The organism is Arthrobacter sp. TJ-217, from assembly GCF_058269255.1.
This window is the reverse complement of sequence record NZ_JBZCNJ010000002.1, coordinates 513,880-539,061: the sequence shown is the minus strand read 5'-3', so window position 1 is coordinate 539,061 and position 25,182 is coordinate 513,880. Positions and strand designations below refer to the sequence as shown.

At 69.2% G+C, this 25,182-nt stretch carries 20 protein-coding genes; 10 read left to right on the top strand and 10 right to left on the bottom strand.

What is annotated here, in order from left to right; genetic code table 11:
• Nucleotide 1 precedes the first annotated feature (1 nt).
• From AC4D2R_RS05600 to AC4D2R_RS05575, 6 genes are all read right to left on the bottom strand, one after another.
• Nucleotides 2-2,020, bottom strand: coding sequence for an Hsp70 family protein (locus AC4D2R_RS05600; RefSeq protein WP_490938300.1), 2,019 nt, complete (start codon nt 2,018-2,020; stop codon nt 2-4).
• A 114-nt stretch (nt 2,021-2,134) separates the two neighbouring features.
• Nucleotides 2,135-3,958 carry an ABC-F family ATP-binding cassette domain-containing protein gene (locus AC4D2R_RS05595; protein WP_490938298.1) on the bottom strand — a complete coding sequence of 608 codons (1,824 nt, stop codon included), beginning with the start codon at nt 3,956-3,958 and terminating at the stop codon, nt 2,135-2,137.
• A gap of 39 nt (nt 3,959-3,997) precedes the next feature.
• A complete protein-coding gene (locus AC4D2R_RS05590) occupies nt 3,998-4,948 on the bottom strand; it encodes a 4-(cytidine 5'-diphospho)-2-C-methyl-D-erythritol kinase (protein WP_490938294.1) in 951 nt (316 codons plus the stop codon).
• A 123-nt stretch (nt 4,949-5,071) separates the two neighbouring features.
• Nucleotides 5,072-5,962: a 16S rRNA (adenine(1518)-N(6)/adenine(1519)-N(6))-dimethyltransferase RsmA gene (rsmA, locus tag AC4D2R_RS05585; protein ID WP_490938290.1), complete on the bottom strand. Its 891-nt coding sequence runs from the start codon at nt 5,960-5,962 to the stop codon at nt 5,072-5,074.
• 111 nt (nt 5,963-6,073) lie between these two features.
• Nucleotides 6,074-7,234, bottom strand: a complete 1,161-nt coding sequence (locus AC4D2R_RS05580) for a resuscitation-promoting factor (RefSeq protein WP_490938286.1) — start codon at nt 7,232-7,234, stop codon at nt 6,074-6,076.
• A 321-nt stretch (nt 7,235-7,555) separates the two neighbouring features.
• Nucleotides 7,556-8,557: a TatD family hydrolase gene (locus AC4D2R_RS05575; protein ID WP_490938284.1), complete on the bottom strand. Its 1,002-nt coding sequence runs from the start codon at nt 8,555-8,557 to the stop codon at nt 7,556-7,558.
• Between the two features lie 189 nt (nt 8,558-8,746).
• Here AC4D2R_RS05575 and AC4D2R_RS05570 point away from each other — a divergent pair, with 189 nt between their 5' ends.
• The 3 genes from AC4D2R_RS05570 to AC4D2R_RS05560 are packed head-to-tail and all read left to right on the top strand — an operon-like array spanning nt 8,747 to nt 13,676.
• Complete coding sequence (locus AC4D2R_RS05570) at nt 8,747-9,769, top strand: AAA family ATPase (protein WP_490938385.1); 1,023 nt, start codon at nt 8,747-8,749, stop codon at nt 9,767-9,769.
• A gap of 11 nt (nt 9,770-9,780) precedes the next feature.
• Nucleotides 9,781-11,235: a DUF58 domain-containing protein gene (locus AC4D2R_RS05565; RefSeq protein ID WP_490938282.1), complete on the top strand. Its 1,455-nt coding sequence runs from the start codon at nt 9,781-9,783 to the stop codon at nt 11,233-11,235.
• Nucleotides 11,232-13,676 (top strand): transglutaminase TgpA family protein, encoded by a 2,445-nt coding sequence (locus tag AC4D2R_RS05560; protein ID WP_490938280.1) that lies wholly within the window; start codon nt 11,232-11,234, stop codon nt 13,674-13,676. The genes AC4D2R_RS05565 and AC4D2R_RS05560 overlap by 4 nt, the downstream gene beginning before the upstream one ends.
• A 57-nt stretch (nt 13,677-13,733) precedes the next feature.
• Here the strand turns inward: AC4D2R_RS05560 and AC4D2R_RS05555 are convergent, their stop codons facing one another.
• From AC4D2R_RS05555 to AC4D2R_RS05545, 3 genes are all read right to left on the bottom strand, one after another.
• Nucleotides 13,734-15,215 carry an NAD-dependent succinate-semialdehyde dehydrogenase gene (locus tag AC4D2R_RS05555; protein ID WP_490938278.1) on the bottom strand — a complete coding sequence of 494 codons (1,482 nt, stop codon included), beginning with the start codon at nt 15,213-15,215 and terminating at the stop codon, nt 13,734-13,736.
• Nucleotides 15,216-15,373: 158 nt separating this feature from the next.
• Nucleotides 15,374-16,195 (bottom strand): 16S rRNA (cytidine(1402)-2'-O)-methyltransferase, encoded by an 822-nt coding sequence (gene rsmI, locus AC4D2R_RS05550; RefSeq protein WP_490938383.1) that lies wholly within the window; start codon nt 16,193-16,195, stop codon nt 15,374-15,376.
• A 199-nt stretch (nt 16,196-16,394) separates the two neighbouring features.
• A complete protein-coding gene (locus tag AC4D2R_RS05545; protein ID WP_490938276.1) occupies nt 16,395-17,198 on the bottom strand; it encodes a pullulanase X25 domain-containing protein in 804 nt (267 codons plus the stop codon).
• 147 nt (nt 17,199-17,345) lie between these two features.
• On the opposite strand from AC4D2R_RS05545, the gene AC4D2R_RS05540 reads away from it, so the two are divergent.
• The 7 genes from AC4D2R_RS05540 to AC4D2R_RS05510 all read left to right on the top strand — a co-directional run bounded on the left by AC4D2R_RS05540 (nt 17,346) and on the right by AC4D2R_RS05510 (nt 24,643).
• Nucleotides 17,346-18,263, top strand: a complete 918-nt coding sequence (locus AC4D2R_RS05540; protein WP_490938273.1) for a cation diffusion facilitator family transporter — start codon at nt 17,346-17,348, stop codon at nt 18,261-18,263.
• A 196-nt stretch (nt 18,264-18,459) separates the two neighbouring features.
• Nucleotides 18,460-19,962 carry a dolichyl-phosphate-mannose--protein mannosyltransferase gene (locus AC4D2R_RS05535; RefSeq protein ID WP_490938382.1) on the top strand — a complete coding sequence of 501 codons (1,503 nt, stop codon included), beginning with the start codon at nt 18,460-18,462 and terminating at the stop codon, nt 19,960-19,962.
• A 34-nt stretch (nt 19,963-19,996) separates the two neighbouring features.
• Nucleotides 19,997-21,817, top strand: a complete 1,821-nt coding sequence (locus tag AC4D2R_RS05530) for an AMP-dependent synthetase/ligase (protein ID WP_490938271.1) — start codon at nt 19,997-19,999, stop codon at nt 21,815-21,817.
• A gap of 116 nt (nt 21,818-21,933) precedes the next feature.
• The gene (locus AC4D2R_RS05525; RefSeq protein WP_490938269.1) at nt 21,934-22,608 is read left to right on the top strand and encodes a phosphoribosyltransferase; all 675 of its coding nucleotides are present in this window, start codon (nt 21,934-21,936) and stop codon (nt 22,606-22,608) included.
• A gap of 417 nt (nt 22,609-23,025) precedes the next feature.
• Complete coding sequence (locus tag AC4D2R_RS05520) at nt 23,026-23,619, top strand: molybdopterin-dependent oxidoreductase (RefSeq protein ID WP_490902303.1); 594 nt, start codon at nt 23,026-23,028, stop codon at nt 23,617-23,619.
• Entirely contained in the window at nt 23,616-24,347 is a 732-nt protein-coding gene (locus tag AC4D2R_RS05515) for an FAD-binding oxidoreductase (RefSeq protein ID WP_490938267.1), read from the top strand. The genes AC4D2R_RS05520 and AC4D2R_RS05515 overlap by 4 nt, the downstream gene beginning before the upstream one ends.
• Nucleotides 24,344-24,643 carry a DUF6510 family protein gene (locus AC4D2R_RS05510; RefSeq protein ID WP_490902301.1) on the top strand — a complete coding sequence of 100 codons (300 nt, stop codon included), beginning with the start codon at nt 24,344-24,346 and terminating at the stop codon, nt 24,641-24,643. Before AC4D2R_RS05515 ends, AC4D2R_RS05510 begins: the two co-directional genes overlap by 4 nt.
• 67 nt (nt 24,644-24,710) lie before the next feature.
• Here the strand turns inward: AC4D2R_RS05510 and AC4D2R_RS05505 are convergent, their stop codons facing one another.
• Entirely contained in the window at nt 24,711-25,127 is a 417-nt protein-coding gene (locus AC4D2R_RS05505) for a VOC family protein (RefSeq protein WP_490938265.1), read from the bottom strand.
• Nucleotides 25,128-25,182 lie beyond the last annotated feature (55 nt).

Genomic DNA, 25,182 nt, shown 5'->3' with positions numbered 1-25,182 from the left:
ATCATCCCTCAGGCGCTACAGGCGGTTCGCCGCTGTCGGTGGGAACCGGCTCCGGTTCTGGAGCCGAGGTGGGTGTGAATGTCTGCTCGGGTTCCGGAGCCGGGTCCGGGTCTGGAGCGGGAGCGGGATCCGGGTCCGGAGCAGGAGCCGGGTCGGGATCGGGGGCCGGAGCAGGAGCGGGGTCCGGAGCGGGCGCCGGGGTGGTGGGTGCCGGCTGCTGGGTGGTCGGCACGGGATTCGGGGCCGGAGTGGTCGGGTCCGGATCCGGGGCCGGCGAGGGGTTGTCGCCCGGGGTCGAGCCGGGCGTCGGCGCGCCGGTCGTGGGTGACGGCGCGCCGGTCGTGGGTGACGGCGCGGGCGTCGTCGGCGACGGTTTCGGCGTGTCCCCCGGTTTGGCAGCGTCGGATGTCTTGGGGCCCTGCGACGGAGTGGCGGTTGAGTTCGGCTTCGCCGTCGGGGATTTGTCGTCGGAGGAACGGGTGGACGAAGGCTTGGCGCCCTTTTGCGGTTCGTCGGTTTCCCCGCCCTGCGCCTGGGCTGCGCCGAGCCCTGCCTCCTCGGTCGCCTGGGCGAACCAGCTCTCGGCCGGCCCCTGCGCCTCGCCGGTGTCGGGGCCGGCCGGCGCACCGGTCTCGGCGGGGGCCTGTGTTTCGACGGTGCCGTTCGACTCGGCGAGGGCACTCGCGGCACCGAAGAAGGTGGGGCTCTGCGCCGCCGTGGCGGTCAGGCCGGTGACGAGGGCGGCGGAGGCAACGACGGCGGCCACCCGGACCCGTCTGCGGGACCGGGCCGCTTGTCCGTGGGCGCCCGCCGGGAGGATCGGTGCGTGCCCCTCGGCGAAGGCCGGGCGCACCGGGGCAGCTGCCTCGAATCCGGCAGCTCCGGCGGCTCCGGCCCCAACCACCGGAAGGGTGGCAACGGCATCGTCGTCGTCCGACTCGACAAGGGACGCCGCAGCGAAGGCGGCGCCGAGGGAAATCGACGCCTTGGGGTCGGCGTCGATGGCGATCGGGCGGTTCAGTTCGTCGGACAACAGTTCGGCGACGAGCGGAATGCGTGAGGATCCGCCGATCAGCAGCACGGCGGAGAGGTCAGCGGCCTCGACCTCAGCTGCCTGCATCACCTCGCCGAGCAGGGCGAGGGTCTCCTGCACCGGACCATCGATCATCGCTTCGAACTCGGACCGCACGAGGCGCACCGATGAGGAAACACCAGGAAGCAGCAGGCGGATTGTCGCCTCGGAGTCCGCGGAGAGCGCCTCCTTGGCCTCGGTGCATTCCCTGCGCAGCCTCGACAATGCCGAAAGCGTTTCCGGATCGGAGGGATCTATCCGGGAGAAGGCTTCCCCCGCGCTGGCGGCAACGTGGGCGAAGACGGCGTGGTCGAAATCCGCGCCTCCCAGCCGCTCGATTCCGCCGGGACGTCCAAGGACGGTGAAGGACTGGGATTCGTTCTTGCGCAGGACTGCGGCGTCGAAGGTGCCGCCGCCGAGGTCGTAGACCGCGATGGCGCTTCCGGTTTCCACGCGCTCCTGGGAGGCATAGTGCAGCGCTGCAGCCTCCGGTTCGCTGAGCAGCACGACGTCGGCGAGGCCGACGCCTGCCAGTGCCTGCCGGACGAGGGTTTTCTTGTACTCGCCCCAGGCGGCCGGGTGGGTGAGCGTGACCGCCTCGGGCGCTTCACCTTCGCGCTCCTCTGCACGGTCGACCACCCAGCGGGCCATTGTGGCGAAGAGGTCCTCGGGGGCGACGCTGACGTCTCCCACAACAATCGGCACCGAGTCTCCGATGCGCCGCTTGAACTCGCGCACCACCCGTTCGGGGCAGTCAAGTCCGCGCCGCTCGGCGGCTTCGCCGACCAGGGTCGAACCGTCTTCGCTGAGGAAGATCACCGTAGGCACTGCGCCCCCGCGCAGACCCAGCCCGAGCACCTGGGGCGGAGGAACGGCGTCCCTGCCCAGCCGCGTTATGGCAGCGGCAGTGAAGCTCGTTCCGATGTCAACGCCAAGCACGTAAGGCATATAGCAGTCCTAATGAAGCATCTTCGTTCGCGTAGGTCAGCCTCTAGCTAACACCGCGGTTCAGGCGAAACCCATCGTAATTTCGCCCTTCCGATACTCGTTTTTAAGCGCTTACTACTCGCCCAGCACCTCCGCCGCGAGCAGCCACTGGGCTTCAAGTTCCTCGGTCTCCTGCTGCAGTGCGGAGAGCTTCGCGTTCAGTCCCGCCAGGTACTCAAAGTCGGCGTCCGCCCTTGCGCCGGCCTCGCCCATCTGCTGGTTCAGCTTGCCCTTCTGGGTGTCGAGCTTGGTGATCTGCCGCTCGATCCGCGCCAGATCCTTGCGTGCCTGCCGCAGGTCCGCCTCCGAGGAGGATCCGCCCGCACCGCCCCCGCTGACCGCGGGAGACGCGGCCGCTCCGGTCGCCGTCATCGGGCCGGCGGCGGCGCGCAGTTCGAGGTACTGATCAACACCGCCGGGCAGGTCGCGCAGCCGGCCGTCGCCCAGGAGTGCCATCTGCGTGTCGGTGACCCGCTCGAGCAGGTACCGGTCGTGGGAGACGACAACCAGGGTGCCGGGCCACCCGTCAAGAACGTCCTCGATCGCCGAGAGCGTGTCGGTGTCGAGGTCGTTTGTGGGCTCGTCGAGCATGAGCACGTTCGGCTCGCCGACGAGCAGGCGGAGCAGCTGAAGGCGGCGGCGCTCGCCCCCGGAGAGCTCGCTCACCCGGGTCCACTGCTTTTCGTTGGTGAAGCCCAGCTGCTCAACGAGCTGGCTCGCCGAAACTTCCTTGCCGCCGACGCTGAAGACACGCTTCTCCGACTCGATGACCTCGATCACCCTGCTGTCGCCGAGCTCGTCGAGCTCGCGCACCTCCTGGGAAAGGACGGCCGTCTTCACAGTCTTGCCCCTCTTGAGCCGGCCGGAGGTCGGTTTCATCTCACCGTTGAGCAGGCGCAGGAGCGTTGTCTTACCCGAACCGTTCACCCCGACCAGGCCCAGGCGCTGGCCCGGCGCCAGCCGCAGCGTGATGTCCCGGAACAGGGGGCGCTCGTGCTCCTCGCCGTCATCAATGGCGAGGCTGACGTTCTCGAGGTCAAGGACGTCCTTGCCGAGCCGGGCCATCGCCATCTTGCTCAGGGCCAGGGAGTCGCGCGGCTCGGGGACGTCGGCGATCAGTTCGTTCGCCGCCTCGATCCGGAACTTCGGTTTCGCCGTCCGCGCCGGAGCGCCGCGTCGCAGCCACGCCAGCTCCTTCTTGACCAGCTGAACGCGCTTGCTCTCCACGACGGTGGCCATGCGGTCCCGTTCGGCGCGGGCGAGCACGTAGGCCGCGTAGCCGCCGTCGAAGTCATCGACAACGGCGTCGTGGACTTCCCAGGTGTGGTTGCAGATTTCGTCGAGGAACCAGCGGTCGTGGGTGACAACGAGGAGTCCGCCCTCCGAGGGCCGCCACCTCTGCTTCAGGTGGCGGGCGAGCCAGGCCACCCCCTCGACATCGAGGTGGTTGGTTGGCTCATCGAGCATGATGACGTCGTCGTCGCCGATGAGCAGCTTCGCGAGCGCAACGCGCCGCTTCTGCCCGCCGGACAGCGAGGACACCTTCGCATGCCAGTCGACCTCCGACACGAGCCCGCCCATGACGTCGCGGATCTTGGGGTTCGACGCCCACTCGTGGTCGGCCTGGTCGCCGACGATCGCCTGCCCCACCTCGAGCGCGCCGTCGAGGACGTCCGTCTGGTCGAGGTAGCCCACCGTGACGTCGCGGCGGCGGGTCACGCGGCCGGAGTCGGGGCTCTGCCGCTGGGCGAGCAGGCGCATCAGCGTCGACTTGCCGTCGCCGTTGCGTCCCACCATGCCGATCCGGTCGCCGTCTTCGAGGCCGAGGGACACCCCGTTGAGGATGGTGCGGGTGACGAAGGCGACGCTGAGGTTTTCAGCGCCGAGAAGATGTGCCAAGGAAAACTGCTTTCAGTAAAAGTGCTGCCGGCGGGAGGTTCAGCCGGTGATGGTGTCGGGAACGATCCGCGCCCCGTGCGCCGGCCCGTGGACCGCGGCTGCGGGAAGGCCCTCTGCGGCGAGCCGCGTCTCAAGATCGAGCGCATGCCCGGCGCTTCGGGCCAGGAATGCCACAGTGGGACCGGAGCCCGAGACGATACCCGCCAGCGCGCCTGCTGCACGCCCTGCCTCTAGGATATCGCCAAGCCCGGGGGCCAGTTCCAGTGCCGGCCGCTGGAGGTCGTTGTGGAGCAGCGGCGCAAGGGCAAGGGCGTCACCGGCGCGCATCGCGCCAAGGATTGCGGGATCGATTTCCGGCTGCAGCGGGGGCTCCTCGCCGTTGCGCAGCCGGATTTCATCGAGCAGCCGGTACACGACGGGGGTCGCCAGTCCGTAGTCGGCCGGCACAAGGGTCCAGTGGAGCGGTGTCTTCGAGATGGCGGGAGTCAGCCGCTCGCCGACACCGAGGCCGACCGCGGTTCCGCCAAGCAGCGCGAACGGGACGTCGGCGCCAAGGCCAACGGCGATCTTGGCCAGCTCGTCCCGGGAGAAACCACAGCCCCACAGGGCGTCGCAGGCGAGCAGCGCGGCGGCGGCGTCGGCCGACCCACCGCCCATGCCCCCGGAGACCGGTACGCGCTTGGTGATGTCCAGGTGCACCCCGGTCGAGCCGGCGCTGACGGCGGCGAGCAGGTGCGCGGCGCGCACCGCAAGGTTCGTTGCGTCAAGGGGGATCGCCTCCGGCGGCAGGTTGAGGGTTCCCTGGCCGTTGACGCTGACGGTGACGTCGTCGCCGTCGGTGCCCGTCGCAGTGACCTCCTCATACAGGGAGACGGCGAGGAAGACGCTGGCGATGCCGTGATACCCGTCTTCACGGGGCGGGCCCACCCGAAGCGAGACGTTGATCTTGCCCGGCGCCCGGACCCTCACGGTCCGCGGGCCAATCCGCATATCCCCTGCTCTGCCCGACACCATAGAGTCAAACTTAGATCACTGCCGAATCTGCGGAAAATCGCAGCGCCACGGAAGCGCCCTCCCGGGGCGCCGAAGGACCGACGGGCCGGCCCTCCTGCCCTACTGCGCCTCCTGCAGCGGGAGCGCGCCCCGGGCCTCGGCGATTCGGGCGAATGCCTCGATGTCGAGGACTTCCCCGCGCGCCGTGGGGTCCACCCCGGCCTGCCGCAGGGCCTGCTCGGCCTGCGGTGCGCTTCCCGCCCAGGGCGCCAGCGCAGCGCGGAGCGTTTTCCGCCGCTGGGCGAAGGCCGCGTCGATCACGGCGAAGACTTCCTCCCGGGAGGCCTTGGTCGCCGGAGGGTCGTGCCGGGTGAACCGGACGAGGCCCGAGGCGATCTTCGGCGCTGGCCAGAAGACGTTCTTGCCGACCACTCCGGCTTTCGACATCCGCGAATACCAGGCTGCCTTCACCGACGGCACTCCATATACCTTCGAACCGGGGCCGGCGGCGAGGCGGTCGGCTACTTCGTCCTGCACCATGACGAGCCCTGAGCGCAGTGAGGGAAAGCGCTCGAGGAGGTTGAGCACAACAGGCACCGCGACGTTGTACGGGAGGTTGGCGACGAGCGCCGTCGGCGCGTGCGGAAGCTCCGTCACCCGCAGGGCGTCGGCAAGGACGACGTCGAGTGCGCCGGCACGCTCGGGCCGCCACTGACGCACCGTCGCGTTGAGCTTGCCGGCGAGAACCGGATCAATTTCAACGGCGACGACGCGCTCGGCGGCGTCGAGGAGGCCGAGGGTGAGCGAACCGAGGCCAGGACCGACCTCGAGGACGATGTCGGCGGGTCCAAGCTGCGCGGCAGCGACGATGCGGCGGATGGTGTTGCCGTCGATCACGAAGTTCTGGCCAAGGGTCTTGGTCGGACGGATGTCCAGTTCGGCCGCGAGCCGCCGGATGTCGGCTGCTCCGAAGAGCGGTGCGGGGGGCGGCGTTGTCGAGGGCGAAGTCACCTAGTCATGGTAGCCGCCGGGCGCCCGGCGCGTTTCAGCAGCGGTGCTCCCGGGCCCGCCGCGGCTCCTGTCCCGACCGGTCGGGACGGCCTGACGCCGCGCCCCTGACCGTCAGCCGAGGCCGAGCTTGGCGGAGCAGGAGGGCCAGTGCCCCCAGCCGCCGTTCTGCTTCAGCACCTCCGCGGTGGCGATCTGCTCACCGGGCGAGGCGAGATGCGGCAGCGGGGCGTACTTCCCGCCACCGGCGCCGAGCCAGCTCGACTCGCTGAACTGCAGCCCACCGTAGTAGCCGTTGCCGGAATTGATCGACCAGTTTCCACCGGATTCACACTGGGCGAGGGCCGCCCACGGGCCACCGGCCGGCTGCGCGCCGCCGCGGGCCCGTGCGGGCTGGGCGGGCCGGGCGGGTGCGGCGGCAACTTCGGCGCGCTCGGCCTTCTTCACCGGCTCCTTGGTGCCGAGGGCTATCTGCTCCTCGACAGGTTTGCGGGTCACCTTGTCACTCAGGAGGGTGCGGGAGACTTCCTTGCCGTCGACAAGGTCAACGGAGAAGACCTGGGTGCGCTCACCGCGCACGCCGGCGATCTTGACATCCTTTTCGCCCTTGGCGAGGCGGGGGTCCTCGGTGACCGTGCTGCCGAACGGGAGGGCTTTGGTGACTGTGATTCTCTTGCCGCTCTCAACCCGGGTGATCTTCAGCCCCATCCCGTTCACGACGGCCGAGGAGGAGGGAATTGAAAGCCTGTCTTCGGGGCCGAGGGTGATGCGCAGCTCGGTGAGCAGCTCTCCGAGCCAGGCGGAGGTGGTGGTTGCGGCCTTCGTGCGGCCGTCGACGGTGACGGTCACGTTCTTGGGCGTGGTGATTGTCAGGGGGCCGTCGAGGGCCTTGAGCGGCGTGCTTCCGGCCTCCGAGACCTTCGAACCGCGGGGAACCCCGAGTTCGGAAAGAACGTCGGTGACAGTTGCCCCGACCGTGTGGAGGGTCGTGGCCGAGCCGTCGAGGACGAGCGGGACGGGGCGGGCCTTCTGCACCCGGATTGTCGTGCCGTCCCGGACCTCCGTCGCGAGGGCGGGACTGACGCGGTCGTGCTCGGTAAGGGAGACGTTCGCCTTGGCGAGGACTTCCTGCACTGTCGCGCCGTAGGTCTGCACTGCCGTTGCCTTGCCGTCGACGCTGAGGCGAACCTCCTTGCCGTTGCCCACGAAGGCAACGAGCCCAAATACGAGGCTTCCCATCACAACGCCCTGGCCGGCCTTTTTGAGCAGCCGCATACCCTTATGCTTCGACATCCAGTCCCCCATTACGCTGAACCTCCGGGCACGGGGAACGTCAGCACCGCGGCGGCCCGCGGCCCTGCGCAAAACGGCAGGACGGCAGGCGCGCCCCGAACGGCAATAGCCGCCGGCGCTGCGCAGGCAGATCAGGAGCAGGCCGAAGGGCGGCAACACAGACGCGCTGCCCGATTTCGACCTGCAGTGAACGGTATTAGTCCGGAAAGCCTTCCCCGACCCCGGCTAATGAGTGTCACCGTAATCGAAATGTGACCTGAACCGCAAACCGCGCCACGCTTCCACCGCCGGGGCGGCGCCGGATCAGTCCCAGGACCCGTAGACCGCTTCAGTATTCGAGGTGAGCCTGCCGCACAGTTCCTCGAGGTCGGCGCCGAGCACCTCGGCCATGAAACGGACCGTATAGGGAACCACATAGGAGGCATTCGGCTGGCCCCGGAACGGGTGCGGGGTGAGGAACGGCGAGTCGGTCTCGGTGAGGACGAGGGCCGGATCGGCGAGCAGCAGCGCCTCGCGGAGGTTCTGCGCGTTCTTGAAGGTCACCGTCCCCGCAAAGGACATGTACCAGCCGTTTTCGTTGCAGATCCGCGCAAGGGCCGCGTCCCCCGAGAAGCAGTGGAGGACGACCCGGTCGGGGGCGCCCTCGGTCAGGAGGGTGTCGACGACGTCGTCGTGGGCGTCGCGGTCGTGGATCTGCAGCGCGAGCCGCAGCCGCTTGGCGATGTCGAGGTGGCGCACGAAGGAGTACCGCTGGTTCTTGATGCCGCCCGGTGGGGTGCGGAAGTAATCGAGGCCGGTCTCCCCGATCGCGCGGATGCGCGGGTGCGCGGCCAGCTGCTCGATTTCAGCGAGGGCCGCCTCGAGGGTGCCGTTCTCGGCCAGGACCGGGGCGTCGTTGGGGTGCAGTGCGACTGCCCCAAGCAGCCGGGGATCGGCATCGACGGCCTGCACTGTGAAACGCGAGGATTCCAGATCGGACCCGACCTGCACGGCTCCGCGGACTCCGGCCGCGGCGGCGGCGTCGAGGGCCTCGCGGAGCGTCACCTGCACGAGTCCGTCACGGAAGTCGAGGTGTGTGTGGTTGTCGATGACGGGCACCGGCAGCGGTTCGGGCAGCGGCGGGTATTCGAGTTTGCGCCGCTGACCGCCGCTCTCGGCAGCACGCGCCTTCACCGCCTGCAGGTCCTCCACACCCCCCGGAACGGCAAGTGCCGGCCCCTGCCCTCCGCCGGATCCCGCGGCCGGGTCCTCGGCGCGGTACGGCTGGGGAATACTGCCCGGGGAATAATCGGAGCTGTTGCACATGCCCCAAGACTATCCAGCCGCGGAACTTTCCACCCGCAGGACAGGTTGAGCTAGTACCCTGTAAATCTAGTCAGCCGAAGCACACCCCCGTGGACATTGCCTGTGGACATTGTCGGGGTCGGCACCTGCGCGTCGATCTCCGGCAGCCCGCCGCCGGAGGACCGCAGCGGCACCGCGCGGAAGGTATTCATGGACGTCCAGAACACCGCTGTTGAGGCCCCCCAGCTGCTGCCCTCGGGCGCTTCCACGCCGGCGCCGGATTCGTTCGCCGCGGTCAGCTCCCGCATCCTTGAGTCGATCAACACCGTCATCGACGGCAAACCGGCTGCGGCGCGGCTCGCCCTTACCGTGCTGCTGGCGCAGGGCCACCTGCTGCTTGAGGACGTCCCGGGCGTCGGCAAGACGATGCTCGCCAAGACGCTCGCCCGGACCATCGACTGCAGCGTGAACCGGATCCAGTTCACGCCGGACCTGCTGCCCTCCGATGTCACCGGTGTTTCGATCTTCAACCAGGACACCCGCCGGTTCGAGTTCCGTCCCGGACCGGTGTTCGCGAACATCGTCATCGGGGACGAAATTAACCGTGCGTCGGCGAAGACGCAGTCGGCCCTTCTTGAGTGCATGGAGGAACACCAGGTGACAGTCGACGGGCACACCCACGCCCTCGGTTCCCCCTTCATGGTGGTCGCCACCCAGAACCCGATCGAAATGGAAGGCACCTATCCCCTGCCCGAAGCGCAGCGCGACCGCTTCATGGCCCGCATCTCGATGGGATATCCGGACGCGCGCTCCGAGGCCGAGATGCTTGAGGCCCACCAGTCGGTCTCCCCGCTCAACGGGATCCGTCCCGCGGCGAGCGCCGCCGGTATCGCCGCAATGATGCAGCAGGTCCAGGAGGTTTACGTTTCCCGCGCGGTCAAGGAGTACACGGTGGCGCTGGGCACCGCGACGAGGACCCACCCCCAGGTGCGGCTTGGAGCAAGCCCGCGGGCGCTCCTTCAGCTGCTGCGCGCCGCCAAGGCGAGCGCCGCCCTCGAGGGCAGGGACTTCGTGCTTCCTGACGACATCGCCGGCATCGCCGAGGCGGTCATCTCCCACCGGCTCCTGCTCGACCGCAGGGCAACCAGCGCCGGTGAGACGTCGTCGTCGGTCATCGAACACATCGTGGCGAAGGTGCCGGTGCCGCGCGGCTCCGACGCCAGGCGGACCTGAGCTCCTCCCCCATGGCACTTCTTGACAGGCTCCCTTCCAAAACCCTGACGCAGCGCGGCTGGGGGTTCGTGCTGACCGGGGTTTTCTCGCTGCTGCTCGCCCAGGGCCTCGGCCGCCGGGACCTGCTCTACGTCGGTGTCTTCCTCATCACCGTCCCCCTTCTGTCGGTGCTGCTGCTGCGCCTGATCAAGCCGCGGTTCAGTGTCGAGCGGAACTTCTCTCCCCAGACGATGGAAACCGGATCGACGACCACGGTGGGGCTGGCGGTGAGCGCCGACAGCTTGTCCGGCCCGCCGGTGTCGATGGCAGAGCAGGTTCCCTCCCGGTTCGGTCCGGCACCGCAGTTCACCTTCCCGTCCCGGAATCCGACCCGCGCCGGTGTGAGCCTCTACCAGTACCGGCTGCGCTCCTCGGCACGCGGGATCTACGAGATCGGACCGGTCACCGCCGACTTCACCGACCCCTTCGGCATGGGCAAGTCCCGCCACGTGCTTGGCAGCACCTCGCCGCTTGTTGTGACCCCGGCAGCCCTTGAACTGCTCCACTCCCCGCTGTCGGGCTCCCGCGGCAACGACGGCCAGGCCGCCACGCGGCGGGCAGCGAATCCCAGCGACGACGATGTCATGACCCGGGAGTACCGGAACGGCGACTCGATGCGCCGTGTGCACTGGCCAGCCACGGCCCGGCACAACGAACTGATGGTGCGGCAGGAGGAGTCGGTGACCACCCCCCAGGCGACACTGCTCATGGATCAGCGCCATTCAAGCTTCGGGTACGGGCTCCATGCCGCACTGGGAAGCGACGCCGGACCGGGCGGCATGAGCACCTCGCCGGCCTTTGAGTGGGCGGTGACGGCCGTGGCCTCCATCAGCGCCCACCTCCTCGAGCGGGGATATGCCGTGCGTTTCCTTGACCATTCCGGGGATCCCGCTTTGTTGTCCTCGCCGTCGGCTCCATTTCCGCGCGACGAGGAGTTCCAGGGCCCGGGTGCGCTTGCCTCGCTCACCGAAGGACTCGCCGCGCTGGGTCTGGCCCCCGACACGGGGCGGCGCCAGGGCAGCACCGCGGTGAAGGCCGGGCGGAACGGGCGCATGCCGCTCCGTCGGGCGGCGGCGCGGCGGGAGGAGGCCGAAGCCGAAGCCGCGCACCGGCCATTCGGTGACGGGCTGCTCGACAAGCTGGCCGCGACCCGGCACCGGGGGCCACTTATCGCCGTCCTGGGGCAGTTGACGCGGGCCGAGGCGGTGAACCTCGGCACCGCCTCCGGGTACGGCTCGGCGGCCCTTGCGCTGTTGATCGCCGACCAGCCCGCCCACGCGGAGGTGCAGTTGGACATCCTCCGGGCAGCCGGGTGGCAGGCGGCCGCCGTCTCCCCCCGGGCCGACCTTCCTGCGGTGTGGGCGGGGCTGGGCCTGCCGTCCGGTTCCGCTGCGCCGACGCCGGCACGCGCGGGAGGCGACCGATGACGGCGACACTTGAGCGCCCGCTCAGCCCTGCCCGGCCGGAAGGGAAGACGGCGGCGCCCCAGGAGCGGGCGCACTGGCTCGTAACCGCCGCGGCGGGGACCGCCGTAATGGCGTCGGCCACCAGCCTGAACGGCGTCATCGAATCCTGGACCTGGTTCCTCCCGGTCCTGCGGACAGTCATCCCCGTCCTGCTCGTCATGGCGCTGAGCCGGGCCGTCCGTCTTCCGGAGGCGGTGACCGCCCTGGCCGGGCTCCTCGCGCTCGGCGGTGCCCTCACCGCGCAGTTCCTCAGCGCCCGGAGCATCCTCGGGGTGATCCCCGGGCCCGGCAGTTCGGTGCAGGTGCGGATCCTGCTCAACCGTGCCGAGGAGACAATCACCTCGCAGGTCGCCCCGGTCCTGCCGGGCGCCGGGATCTTCCTCGTGACGTGCGCGGCCATCGGGCTGATCGCCGTCGCGGTGGACCTGCTCGCCACCACCCTGCGCATGCCGGCACTCACCGGGGTCCCGCTGCTGTGCCTCATGGTGGTTCCGGCGATCGTCAAGCCCACCGGCGTCGGCATCGGCCCGTTCCTGCTCACGGCCGCCGCCTATCTCCTCCTGCTGGGCTGCGCCCAGTGGCGGGAGGGCCTGGTCTTTTCGGAAGCCGGCTCGGGGTCCTCCGGATACCTCAGCCGCGGGCTGGCGATCGGCGCGGCAACCCTCACCGTGGTCCTGCTGCTTCCCCTGGCCATCCCCGGATTCACCACCGGCGCGTTCCCGCAGGGATCGCGCCTGAAGATGTGGGGCACCTCCACCGGCCTGAACCCCGCCGTCACCCTGGGAAACGACCTGCGCAACCCCACGGGGTTCGGGCAGATCACCTACGCCACCGATTCCCCCGACCCCGTCTACCTCAGGGCGGTAACCCTTGAGGACTTCTCCGGCCAGCGCTGGGAGCCCGACCAGCGGCTGGCGGAGCGCGAGCGCGGACTGCAGGACATGGGTTCGGAGTCCTTCCGCGCGGCAAACGAGTTCGGCGAGAGCAGCCTTACCCGCATCGACACGCAAAGCTACACGAGCCCCTGGCTGCTCGCCCCCTACGCCCCGGCGAGCGTCACCAATCTCAACGGGCGCTGGACCTGGGATCCGAAAAACCTGAGCATCCTCTCCTACGACGGCGGCACCACCGTACGGCAGACCTACGACGTCCGCAGCTCCAGCCCCGAGGTGACCCGCGAACGGCTCAGCACCATCCGCCTGGCCCGCCGCGGTGTCGTCGACCCGATCTTTACTGAGTTGCCGGAAGACACTCCCGAGATTGTGAAGGAGCGGACCCAGGAGGTTGCCGGAAGGTTCAGGAACCCGTACGACAAGGCACTCGCCATCCAGAACTACCTGCGCGGCCCGGACTTCACCTATTCGGTCGACGCCCCTGTCGAAGGCGGCTACGACGGCAGCAGCATGGACGTGATGGCCCGGTTCCTCGACGTGAAATCCGGGTACTGCGTCCACTACGCCGGAACGATGGCCGTGATGGCCCGCGCCGCCGGCATACCGAGCAGGGTGGCGGTGGGCTACACTCCGGGGCTCGCCACCGGTGAGGTCTACGACGGCCCCGACGACACCGAACTGCGCGAATTCGAGGTCGACTCCCGGAACGCCCACGCGTGGCCGGAGCTCTACTTCAGGGGTGTCGGCTGGGTCCGGTTCGAACCGACCCCTTCGCGCGGGGTCGTGCCCGAATACGCCCGCGCGGCGGTTTCTCCGGCCGGCGCCCCGATCGACGATGAGAACCTGAACCCGGGACGCGTCCCTGGGGTCCCCGGCGCCGCGGCAAGTCCGGGCGCCGAGTCTCCGCAGGGCTCACGCGGAGGCGCTGGGTCTGCCGAGGAATCGGCGGGCGCGGCCGGCGCTGCCGTCCTCGCGGCGGCGGCCCTTGCCCTGCTGCCGCTGCTGCTGCGCACCGCACGCACCGCTTCCCGCCGCCGGCGCGTCCTCGAGGGGCCCGAAGCCGGAGCGGCGACTGCGGCCTGGGAGCAGACCGCCGACGTGGCCAGCGACTACGGGCATCCGATGCGGCCCACCGACACGCCGCGGAGCTTCTCCGTGCGCCTCGCCAGCGAGGCCGGTTTCGACGGGGCTGCCGCCGGTTCGCTGGAGCGGCTGCAGCGGGCCTACGAGCGTGAGGAGTATGCCGCACCGCGCCCGAACCCGCGCCCACTGCCTGCGGCACCGGGCGGCGGCGGAGGTTCAACGGTGCTCGCGCCTGATAAAACCCCAGATCAGCAAACCCCCGACCGGACCACGGGGACCGGCGCGTGGAGCGACGTTGAGGCCGTGACCGCTTCCCTCCGGCGCGGCAGCACCCCCAAGGGCCGGCTCATCGCCCGTTTCCTGCCCCGCTCGCTGGCCGGCGGCCTCCTGCGCGGCGGCGGTCCCCGACGCCCGGAACGGTCCTGACCGGACAAAAGGAACATCCCGTCCCCGGGCGCACAGACGGCCCGGGGACGCTGGCCGCTAGGACGCGGTGGGGTCGGCGATGCCGATGTACTGCGTGTAGAGGTACTCCTCGATTCCCTCGGAGCCGCCCTCCCGGCCGAGCCCGGACTGCTTGACGCCGCCGAACGGGGCCGCCGCGTTGGAGATGACGCCGGCGTTCAGCCCCATCATCCCGGTGTCGAGGCGCTCCCCCATGCGCAGCCCGCGGTTGAGGTCGCGCGTGAAGACATAGGCAACCAGCCCGTACTCGGTGTCGTTGGCCAGCTCAACCGCCTGGTCCTCCGTTGAGAACGTCACGATCGGCGCGACCGGACCGAAGATTTCCTCCTTCAGGATCCGCGACGAGCGGCGAACGTCCTTGAGGACCGTTGGTGCGTAGAAGTAGCCGGGGCCCTCGACCGGAGAGCCGCCGGTCACTGCCTGGGCGCCGTCGGCGAGCGCGTCCGTGACAAGGCCATGCACCTTGTCGCGGCTCTTGGAATCGATCAGCGGGCCGAGCTTGGAGTCGTCCTCGGTGCCGCGCGCTGTCTTCATCTCCGCCATGCGGCTGCCAAGCCGTGACGCAAACTCGTCAGCGATGGATTCGTGGACGATGAAGCGGTTTGCTGCCGTGCAGGCCTCGCCCATGTTGCGCAGTTTTGCCGCCAGCGCTCCGGTGACCGCGGCGTCCAGGTCCGCGTCCTCGAAGACGAGGAACGGTGCGTTGCCACCGAGTTCCATCGAGGTGCGCAGCACGTTCTTCGAGGCCGCCGCGAGGAGGCTGCGGCCAACGGGTGTGGACCCGGTGAAGGAGAGCTTGCGCAGGCGCGGGTCTTCGACGAGCGGACCGGTCACGCCCTGGGCATCCCTTGTGTGGATCACGTTGAGCACCCCGGCGGGCAGCCCGGCCTCCTCCATCACCTGGGCGAACAGCGACGACGTCAACGGCGTGAGGTTCGCGGGCTTGAGCACCATCGTGCAGCCGGCGGCCACCGCGGGGGCCACCTTGCGGGTCGCCATGGCCAGCGGGAAGTTCCACGGGGTGATCAGCAGGCAGGGACCGACGGGTTTCTTCGTCACGAGCAGTCGCGACTTCCCGTCCGGCGCCACGGTGTAGCGTCCTGAAGTGCGCACCGCCTCCTCGGAGAACCACCTGAGGAATTCGGCGCCGTACGCCACCTCGCCGCGCGCCTCGGCGAGGGGCTTGCCCATCTCCAGGGTCATCAGCAGCGCGAAATCGTCGGCCCGCGCGGTGACCAGCTCGAAAGCCCGGCGGAGGATCTCCCCGCGCTCCCGTGGTGCGGTCTTGGCCCAGTCCTCCTGCGCGGCGACGGCGGCATCGAGGGCGGCCGCCCCGTCTTCGGGGCTTGCATCGGCGATCGAGAGCAGCGTCCGGCCGGTGGCCGGATCCTCGATCGGGAAAACCGCGCCGGTTGAGGAGTCCCGCCAGGAACCGTTGATCAGCAGACCCGTGGGAACCTGCGCCAGGAGGTCCTGTTCGCGCTCGACAGTTACAGTCATTTACAACTCCTACAGAAGAAGGGGAACGGTCGCGGTGGCACAGCAGTGCAACGGAGCTCGCAGCTCACGCTAACCCCGCCGCCGCAGGAGTGTCTAGGCGTTCCTGCACCGCAGGCACAGCGAAACGTTGGGCACCTGCACAAAAACCGGAGCGTGGGTCACCGGGAGGCGATGACCGCCGCGTAGAGCTCCCGTTTGCTGACCTTCGCGTCTTCGGCAACGGCGCCAACGGCGTCCTTGAGCCGGGCGCCGCGTCCCACCAGCTCCTGCACCGCGGCCACGTGATCCTCGGGGCGGCTCGGGGGTGCCTCCGGTGCGCCGCCCACGACCACCGCGATCTCTCCGCGCACTTCGCCGTCCTGCGCCCACTCGAGCAGTTCGAGGAGCGACCCGCGCAGCACCTGCTCGTGCATCTTGGTCAGCTCGCGGGCAACAGCGGCAGGTCGGTCGGATCCAAACGCCTGCCGCAGCGATCGAAGCATCGCTTCCAGCCGGTGGGGCGCCTCGAAAAAGACCATGGTGCGGCGTTCCGCGGCAAGTTCGGTCAGCCGGGTCGAACGCTCCCCCGCCTTACGCGGCAGGAAGCCCTCGAAGCAGAAGCGGTCGGTGGGCAGTCCCGAGAGCGCGAGCGCGGTAAGGACCGCCGACGGGCCGGGCGCCGCGGTGACATCGATGCCTTCGGCGGCGGCGGCTTCGACGAGCCGGTATCCCGGATCGGAGACCGACGGCATTCCCGCGTCGGTCACCATGAGGACCGTGGCACCCGAGCGGACCTGCTCAAGCAGCTCCGCGGTCCGGGTTGCCTCGTTGTGTTCGTGGTAGCTGACGATCCGGCCGCCGACGGCCACCCCCAGCGCGGAAACGAGGCGGTTCAGCCTGCGGGTGTCTTCAGCCGCCACAACGTCGGCGCTCTGCAGGAGCCCGATCAGGCGCTCCGTCGCGTCCCCCACGTTCCCGATCGGCGTCGCGGCGAGCACCACCCTGCCGCGGGAGCTGCCGTCGCCCGCGGTTCCCCGGTAGGCGGTGAAGCCGGGGGCCGGGCCGGACCCGTCCGGAGCGCGCCCGGTCTCGCCCGTTCCGACGCCGGGCTCGGTGCTTTCTGCTGCTGGCTCATCCACCCGACAAGCCTAGCCCTTCGCGGCCCGGCCGGCCCCGCACCGGGCGCCGGCCAGGGCGCGCTTAGTCCGTCGTCACGTCCTTCGTGGAATGGTCGTACTCGAAAGTGACCTTCCCGCCGGGGTGGTGGAGTTCGTGGTCGGGACCGCCCGGAACGCCGTAGGCGCCGTAGTTCTCGACCCAGGACCTGTCGATGGCCACCTTGTATGCGTAGGCGCCCGGCGGCAGGTCGACGGTGATCTTCCACTTCTGCTCGGCGGGGTCGAACACCATCTGCGCCTCGTCGACGTGCGGCGCCCAGTTCTCCGACGCCCCAAGGTGGGAGGCGAAGTTCCCGGCGATCGCAACGGCGGCTGGCTGGCCTGCGCCTGGGGCGGCCTCCTGCGCTGCCGGTCCGGAGCCGGACTCGGAACCCGCCTCCGCGGCGTCGCTGGGAACCGGCGTTCCGGCCGGCACCGGAGTGCCGGAGGGCATCGTCGTACCTGCCGGCACGAGCGGCTCGGCCGGCACCGGTGTTCCCGAGGGGATCGGCGTGCCCGAGGTCATGGCGGCGGTGAATGACTCGACGTCGGGAAAAGCGGCTGCTGCCCGCAGTCCCTCCTCGGTGACGGCCCATCCGCTCCTTCCCTTGACCAGCCATCCGACCTTCACGAGTTTCGAGGTCGCGGTGGTGAGCGCCTTGAAGCCCCGGGGCACCCCGCCGCTGAGCAGCTCGCTCTCCCGTTCATCGAGCGGCACGCGCGTGATGGCCTCCGTGAGCACCGCGCTGCTGGCGCCGCGGGGCTCGCCCGCCTGCGCCTGCCCTGCCAGGATGTCCAAGACTGCCTTCAACCGGACATTCGTCTTGTCCTGCGGCTTCGTTTTCACAATTGACCTTCCACGTGGCTTCTCTCGGTGCGCGGGGCGGTGCGCGGCACCGCCCACGTTCACGCTAGGTTATTTCCGTGGAGTCCTCAATACCGCCCACCGACGCACGGGCGACCTTGCCTCCGCGCGCCACGGTAGTCTAGGCCTATGGGGAACCATCACCACGGACACGGCACCGACCACACGCACCGCGGTCCGCTCGCCGGGGCTTTGGCCCTCACGCTCGCCGTCTTCGTGCTCCAGGTCATCGGTGCCGCGTGGACCGGCAGCCTCGCCCTCCTCTTCGATTCGGCGCACGTCTTCACCGACGCCGCAGGGCTGGCGATGGCGTTGACCGCCGCGACCCTGGCGATGCGACCCGCAACGGCCCGGCGCACCTGGGGGTTCCGCAGGGCCGAGGTTGTTGCGGCGATGGCACAGGCGGGCGTGCTGCTCGTCGTCGGGCTTTACGTGCTGGTCGAGGGGGTCCAGCGGCTGATCACCCCAGTGGACGTGGCCGCACCGGAAATGGTCGTCTTCGGGGTAATCGGCCTGGCGGGCAACCTGGCCGCACTCGGCGTCCTCGCCCGGCACCGCACGGCCAACTTCAACCTGCGGGCGGCGTTCCTCGAGGTGGTGAACGACGCCCTCGGGTCCGTGGCGGTGATCGTCGCGGCGGTGGTCATCACGCTGACGGGCTGGATGCGCGCCGACGCGATCGTGGCGCTGCTGATCGGCGCGCTGATCATTCCCCGCACCGTGCGCCTGCTGCATGCGACGGTCAACGTCCTCCTCGAATCGACGCCGGCGGGAATCGACCCGGATGCGGTGCGCTCGCACATTGCGAGGCTTCCCCACGTAACCGATGTTCACGACCTTCACATCACACAGATCGCGACAGGCCTGCCCGTCCTGACCGCGCACGTTGTGGTCGAGGACGACTGCTATTCGAGCAACAACGCCCATGCCGTGCTCGACCAGCTCCAGGAATGCGTGGTCAAGCATTTCGACCTCAGCATCGAGCACAGCACCTTCCAGATCGAACCCGCCAGCCACCGCCTCCACGAGGACCGCCTGGCCCACTGACGCCGGCGTCCGCCTCGTTCGGACGGGAACCGGGCGGTGCTCCCGGTAGCATTGCAGGGTGAGCCACACAGCCCTCCTGGACCCCGGAAAAGCCCCGGGCCGCCCCCGGGCAACCTGGCTCGCTTCCCCCTCGTCCGCCTTCACCCGGCAGGCGCTGCTCCAACGGCTCCTCGGGGCCGCGCCGCACGGGCCCCTGATGTGGATTCTGCCGGTCGCCATGGCGGTCCTTGGCGGGGTGCTCCGCTTCGTGCGGCTTGCCGAACCCGGGTCGCTGATCTTCGACGAGACCTACTACGTCAAGGACGCGTACTCCCTGCTCCAGTCGGGCTACGAACGCGAATGGCCGGAGAACGCCAACGACTCCTTCAACGCCGGCGATCCGTCGGCGATCCTTCCAACGGCCGACTACGTGGTCCACCCGCCCGTCGGGAAGTGGATGATTGCCGCGGGCATGGCGGTCTTCGGTTCGGACAACCCCTTCGGATGGAGGTTCTCGGCAGCCCTGATCGGGACCCTGTCCGTCCTGCTGATCGCCGTCGCGGCGGGGCGGCTCTTCGGCTCGCCGATCCTTGGCGGAGCGGCAGGGCTGATCCTCGCCGTTGACGGCCACCACCTCGTCCACTCCCGGACCTCGCTCCTCGACATCTTCCTCTCCTTCTGGATCCTTGCGGCGTTCACCGCGCTGCTGCTCGACAGGGACGCGTCGCGCCGGAGGCTCGCGCTCCTGCTCGGCCGGCACGCGGCCGCGGCGGAAAACGGCGTACCGGCACAGCACCTGCTGCGCTTCGGCCCCTGGCTGGGCATCCGGCCCTGGCGCCTCGTCGCCGGGATCTGCCTCGGGCTCGCAGTGGGCACGAAGTGGTCCGCCCTGCCCTACCTCGCGGCGTTCGGGCTGCTCACCGTGGCCTGGGACCTGAGCGCCCGGCGCATTGCCGGAGTGCGGCGCTGGGCGACGGGTGCGGTGCTGAAGGACGGATTCCAGGCCTTCGTCTCTATCGTTCCCGTGGCCGCGCTCACCTACCTGGGGACCTGGTCCGGCTGGCTGCTCTCCAAGGACGCATACGACCGCCAATGGGCGGCGGACAACCCCTCGGAGCAGTGGGGCTGGGTTCCCCCGGCCCTGCGTTCCCTTGCCGAATACCACCGCAGCGCCTACGAGTTCCACAAGGGGCTCGGATCGGACCACCCCTACGAATCGGGCGCCTGGTCCTGGCTGCTCCTTGGACGGCCGACCTCCTTCTTCTATGAAAAGCCGGGCGCCGGCGAGGGCTGCCTTGTCGATTCGTGCTCGCAGGCGGTCACGGTGCTCGGCAACCCGGTGATCTGGTGGAGTGCTGCCCTCGCCCTTGGCGTGCTGCTCTTCGCCTGGGCGGGCCGCAGGGACTGGCGGGCCGGCGCGGTCCTTGCCGGCGTCGCCGCTGGCTACCTGCCGTGGTTTCTCTACCCCGAACGCACAATGTTCTACTTCTACGCCGTCGCCTTCGAACCGTTCCTCGTGCTCGGCCTCGTCTACGGCCTTGGGCTCATGCTCGGCCGTCCCGACGACCCGCACCGGCGCAGACGCCGCGGTATTGTGCTCGTGGGGCTTTTCCTTGCCGTCGTCGTCCTGGTCTCCGCCTATTTCCTCCCCGTGTGGACCGCCGAAGTCGTCCCCTACGAGCAGTGGCGGCACCGGATGTGGATCCGCAGCTGGATCTAGGGCGCCCCGATCAACCCTCCGAAAGCGAGTCCCGGTGCCGAAATCGTCAACACACCCCCTGGCCGGCCTGCGCCCGGAAAGCAACATCACCGACCTCCTCCTGCGCCGGCACGCGCTCGCCCCGGACGCGCCGCTGTACGCCGTGCGCACGCCGGGCGGCTGGAACGACATCAGCGCCGAGGCCTTCCTCGCGGAGGTGCGCGGCGTCGCCGCAGGATTGATCGCATCGGGGGTCCGGCCCGGCGACCGGGTGGCCGTGATGTCGGCGACCCGGTACGAATGGACGCTCGCCGACGTCGCAATCTGGTTCGCCGGAGCGGTGACGGTTCCGATCTACGAAACCTCCTCCGCCCACCAGGTGGCATGGATCCTTGAGGACGCCGCGCCAGTGGTCGTCCTGGTCGAGGACGACGACAAGGCCCATGTGGTGGCCGAAGCGGTCCGTGCCGGCGCCGGCGGGGAACCCCGGGTGTTCCGGCTGAGCCCGTCGGAGCACTCCGCGGGCGCCGGCCTCGAGGACCTGGTCCGGAGCGGGCGCGGCATCAGCCCCGCCCGGATCGAAGAGGCGCGGAGCGCCTGCGGCCTCGAGGCCCCCGCGTCGATCGTCTACACCTCGGGCACCACGGGCAACCCCAAGGGCTGCACCATCACCCACGGGAACTTCGCCCTGTTCGCGGTCAACACCATCGAGTTCCTCCCCGAACTCCTCAAGGCGGAAAACGCCCGCACCCTGATGTTCCTCCCCCTCGCCCACGTCCTTGCCCGGGCGGTGCAGGTCGTCTGCTTTTCGGCAGGAGTCACCCTGGCCCACAGCGGATCGGCCGAGGAACTCCTCGACGACCTCGGCACGTTCCGCCCCACCTTCCTGCTCGCGGTGCCGCGCATCTTCGAAAAGATCCACGCCGGTGCGCGCCAGCGGGCCGCGGCGGCTGGAAAGGGGCGCCTTTTCGACGCGGCGGAGCGCACCGCCGTCGCCTATTCGCGGGCACTCGATGCGAAGGCGCGCGGCGGGCGCGGGCCGTCCCCGGCCCTGCGCGTGGCCCGCGCCGGGTTCGACCGCCTCCTCTACCCCCGGCTGCGTGCCGTGTTCGGCGGCAACCTGACCTACACAATTTCCGGGGCCAGCCCGCTCAGCGAGCACCTCGTCCACTTCTTCAGGGGCGCGGGCATCCTCATCCAGGAGGGGTACGGGCTCACCGAAACCACGGCGCCGTGCACCGTGAACACGGTCGGCTCGACCCGCGTCGGATCGGTGGGCATCGCCATGCCCGGCACTTCACTGCGCATCGACGACGACGGCGAGATCCTGGTGCGCGGAACAGGCGTTTTCGCCGGCTACCACAACAACCCCGCTGCCACGGCTGCGGCGTTCACCGCCGACGGATACTTCAGGACCGGTGACCTCGGTTCCCTGGACGGCGACGAATTCCTGACCATCACGGGCCGCAAGAAGGACCTTCTCGTGACTGCCGGCGGGAAGAACGTCGCTCCCGCCCCGCTTGAGGAGAAGCTGCGTGAACATCCCCTCGTGGCCCACGCCGTCGTGGTGGGCGAAGGGAAACCGTTCGTCGGGGCCCTCCTGACCCTCGACGGGCAGGCGCTCGCCGCCCGGGGGTCAGTGCCCCCAGGTGAACCGTCCGCCGATCCGGAGATCCTCACGGAAGTCCAGGCGGCAGTGGATGCTGCCAACGCGACCGTCTCCAGGGCCGAGCAGATCCGAAGGTTCACCGTGCTCCCCGGGGACTTCAGCGCGGAGGCAGGTCAGCTGACCCCCACCCTCAAGCTCCGGCGCGCCGCGGTGGTGGCGGAGCATCATGACGCCGTCGAGGCGCTCTACCGGGCACCCCGCCCCTGACCCGGGCGCCGCAGCAGCGCACGCGGCGGTCGAGGCGGATACTTGAAGGACCTGCCGTCGAATCCCCTCCGGCAGGGCGGCGGCTTCGCAGGGTAGGCGGACGGGCGGGGTGGACAATGGCGCTTTTTCAGGACCGTGTTGAGGCCGGGCGCAGGCTCGGCGAGCGGTTGGGCCACCTGCGCGGCACGCCCGTTGTTGTCCTCGGCCTGCCGCGCGGCGGCGTCCCTGTGGCATACCAGGTCGCCGAGGCGCTGCGGGCGCCGCTCGATGTGATCGTGGTGCGCAAGCTCGGGGTTCCCGCCCAGCCGGAACTGGCAATGGGCGCGATCGGCGAAGACGGCGCCCGGGTGCTTGAGGACCGGGTGCTCGGCGCGGGCCGGATCTCGGAGGCGGAACTGGAGGCAGTGGAGCAGCGTGAACGCCAGGTGCTCTCCGCGCGCACCGCGCTGTTCCGGAGCGGCCGCGGCCGCCGGGACCTCGAGGGGAAGGCGGCACTGATCGTCGATGACGGAATGGCGACCGGGGCCACGGCCAGGGCCGCCTGCAAGGTCGCCCGGGCACTCAGGGCGGCATCGGTGATCTTCGCCGTTCCGGTCGCTCCCGCAGCCGCCCTGCGGCGCCTCGATGAAGCCGACGAGGTCTTCTGCCTCGCCTCGCCCCGGTTCTTCCGTTCGGTGGGCGAGCACTACAGGGACTTCTCCCCCACCACCGAGAACGAGGTCGTGGCCCTGCTCGACGCCGCGCGCAGCCTTGAGCACCGCTGGACGGCAGAGCAGGACGGCTCGCGCTAGGCCTGCGGACGGAAGCTGGCGGGCGAATTGTCACGCACGCGAATATCCATTTCGGCCCGACCCGGATCGGACCTACGCCGGCTTTTCCAATTCCACGTTGAAGTGATGCAGGCCAGGGAACGCCGCAGCACGCGGAAAACACTTCACATATTCGTCATATTGTCCGTTGCCCGATCATGAATTCGGGCGCGGCAGCGGAGTGCGTGCGGCAACACCGCCGGAATTGCCCGAATGACGGTGCCGCAGCGTTCCAGAGGGCCCGGTGCCACATCCGAAGTGCCCTTTCAATAAAGCTGGTTCGGTGATAAAACGAGCGACTAAGCGACGACTGCCGCTTCCCGAAACTTCAGGGAACGCACTGGAAGCGAGAAGGTTTGTTCCCACCGTTACGGGCACGGCCACCGATGGAGGAGCACGATGGGCATCATTTCGTCCGGGTTCAGGGGGCGCAGGGACAAGAACCAGAAGGGCCTGCCGCCGGGCCAGTACAGAACTGACAGCTTCCCGGTCCTCTCGGCGGGCCCCACTCCCCGGGTCGACACAGCCGAGTGGGAATTCAAGATCCTGACAGAAAAGGGAGCAGAGCACCGCTGGACGTGGGAGGAGTTTCAGAACCTCCCCCAGCAGGATGTCACCGTCGACATCCACTGCGTCACGAGCTGGTCGAAATTCGACACCACCTGGAAGGGAGTCTCGCTCGACACTTTCTTCGGCGACGTGGATACCGCCTACAACTACATGATGTTCACGAGCTACGGCGGCTACACGACGAACCTGGCGGTCGAAGATGTCCTCGACGGCAAGGCGTGGGTTGTCCACAAGTTCGACGGCGAGGACATCGCCCCGTCCCACGGCGGCCCGGCCCGCCTGCTGGTGCCCCACCTGTACTTCTGGAAGAGCGCGAAATGGGTCCGGGGACTGCGCATGATGCCCCAGAACGATCCGGGCTTCTGGGAGAGCAACGGCTACAACCTCCACGGCGATCCCTGGCTGGAAGAACGCTACTGGTGAGCCGCACCTGGCGCACCGCGGACGTCCTCGGCGTTCGGCCGGAGACGGAGTCAGCCACGACCATTCGGCTCCGGTTCCCCGCCCCCGTTGAAGTTACCCCCGGTCAGCACATCGACATCCGCCTGACCGCCCCCGACGGATACACGGCCGTGCGGTCCTTCTCCCTTGCCGCGTTGCTTCCGCCCGACGAGGTCGAGCTTACGGTGGAGGAGCTCGTCGACGGCGAGGTTTCCCCGTACCTGGTGCGGGAGCTCGCGGCAGGGGAACAGCTCGAGGTGAGGGGCCCGGTGGGCGGCTGGTTCGTCTGGGACCCCGCCGACCCTTCACCGGTCCAGCTGATCGGCGGCGGCTCGGGCGTTGTGCCGCTCATGGCGATGGCCCGCACGCGGCACGAGGGCGGAATCTCCACTCCTTTCCACCTGCTGTACTCAGCGCGCAGCGAGAAGTCGGTGTTCTACCGGAAGGAGCTCGATATGCTCGCAGCAAGTGCCTCCCCGCTGGTCGTGAAGATCATCTACACACGCAGCGCGCCGGACGGCCAGCCCGCGGGCCGGCTCACCTCGGAGTCCCTCCTCGCGAACGTCCTGCCCGCGGCGGACAACCCCGCTGTCTTCATCTGCGGGGCCACCGGCTTCGTGGAATCCGCGTCTTCATGGCTGGTCGAGGCGGGCTATCCACCGGAACGCATCAAAACCGAACGGTATGGCGGAATAGGGGGCGACGGATGACCGTCAACGACGGCCCACGGGCCGGGTATGTGAACGACACCGAACATCTCGACGGCAACGCACTGGCAGGGATGTTTTCGGAGGTTTTTGCCGCCGACCTCACCTCGGCAGTCGGCAGATGCGCCAACTGCGGGGCTTCGGGGGCGCTCGCAACAACCCACCTCTACCACCGCGCACCCGGGATGACGCTGCGGTGCGCCGGCTGCGGTGCGGTGCTGATGCGGATGTGTGAGATCGGCGAACGGATGGTGCTCGACCTGCGCGGGCTCAGCTACCTGAGCATCGCAAAGCCCTGACGGGGCATTGCCCCGGCTGCCTCAGCAGTAGGCCCGCTTCCCGCGCCTACTGCCGGGCTTTCCGGGCCTACTGCTGGGCGGCTCCGATGTTCACCATCCAGCTCACGCCGAACTTGTCGCTGCACATCCCAAAGCTGTCCCCCCAGGGCGCACGCTCAAGGGGCAGTTGGACGGTGCCTCCGTCGGCGAGCCTGTCCCAGTAGCCCTGCAGCTCAGCCTCGTCTTCGCCGCTGAGCGAGACCGAATAGTTGGAGCCGGTCGAATACTCCATGCTGTTGGGGGTGTCGGCGCCCATGAGCACCATTCCACCGTCGGTCACGAGCATCGCGTGCATGATCTTGTCCTGTTCGGACGGATCCTCGCTCGCATTGAACTCCGCGTACGTGCTCATTGTGAGTTCGCCGCCAAAAACGGACTGGTAAAACTCCATCGCCTGCTTTGCCGTGTCACGGAATCCCAAATAGGGATTTAGTCGCGTGCTCATAATTCAGCCTCCTGGTCGCCATTAATACAGCTCGAATTATCTTCCCCTGTGCCGC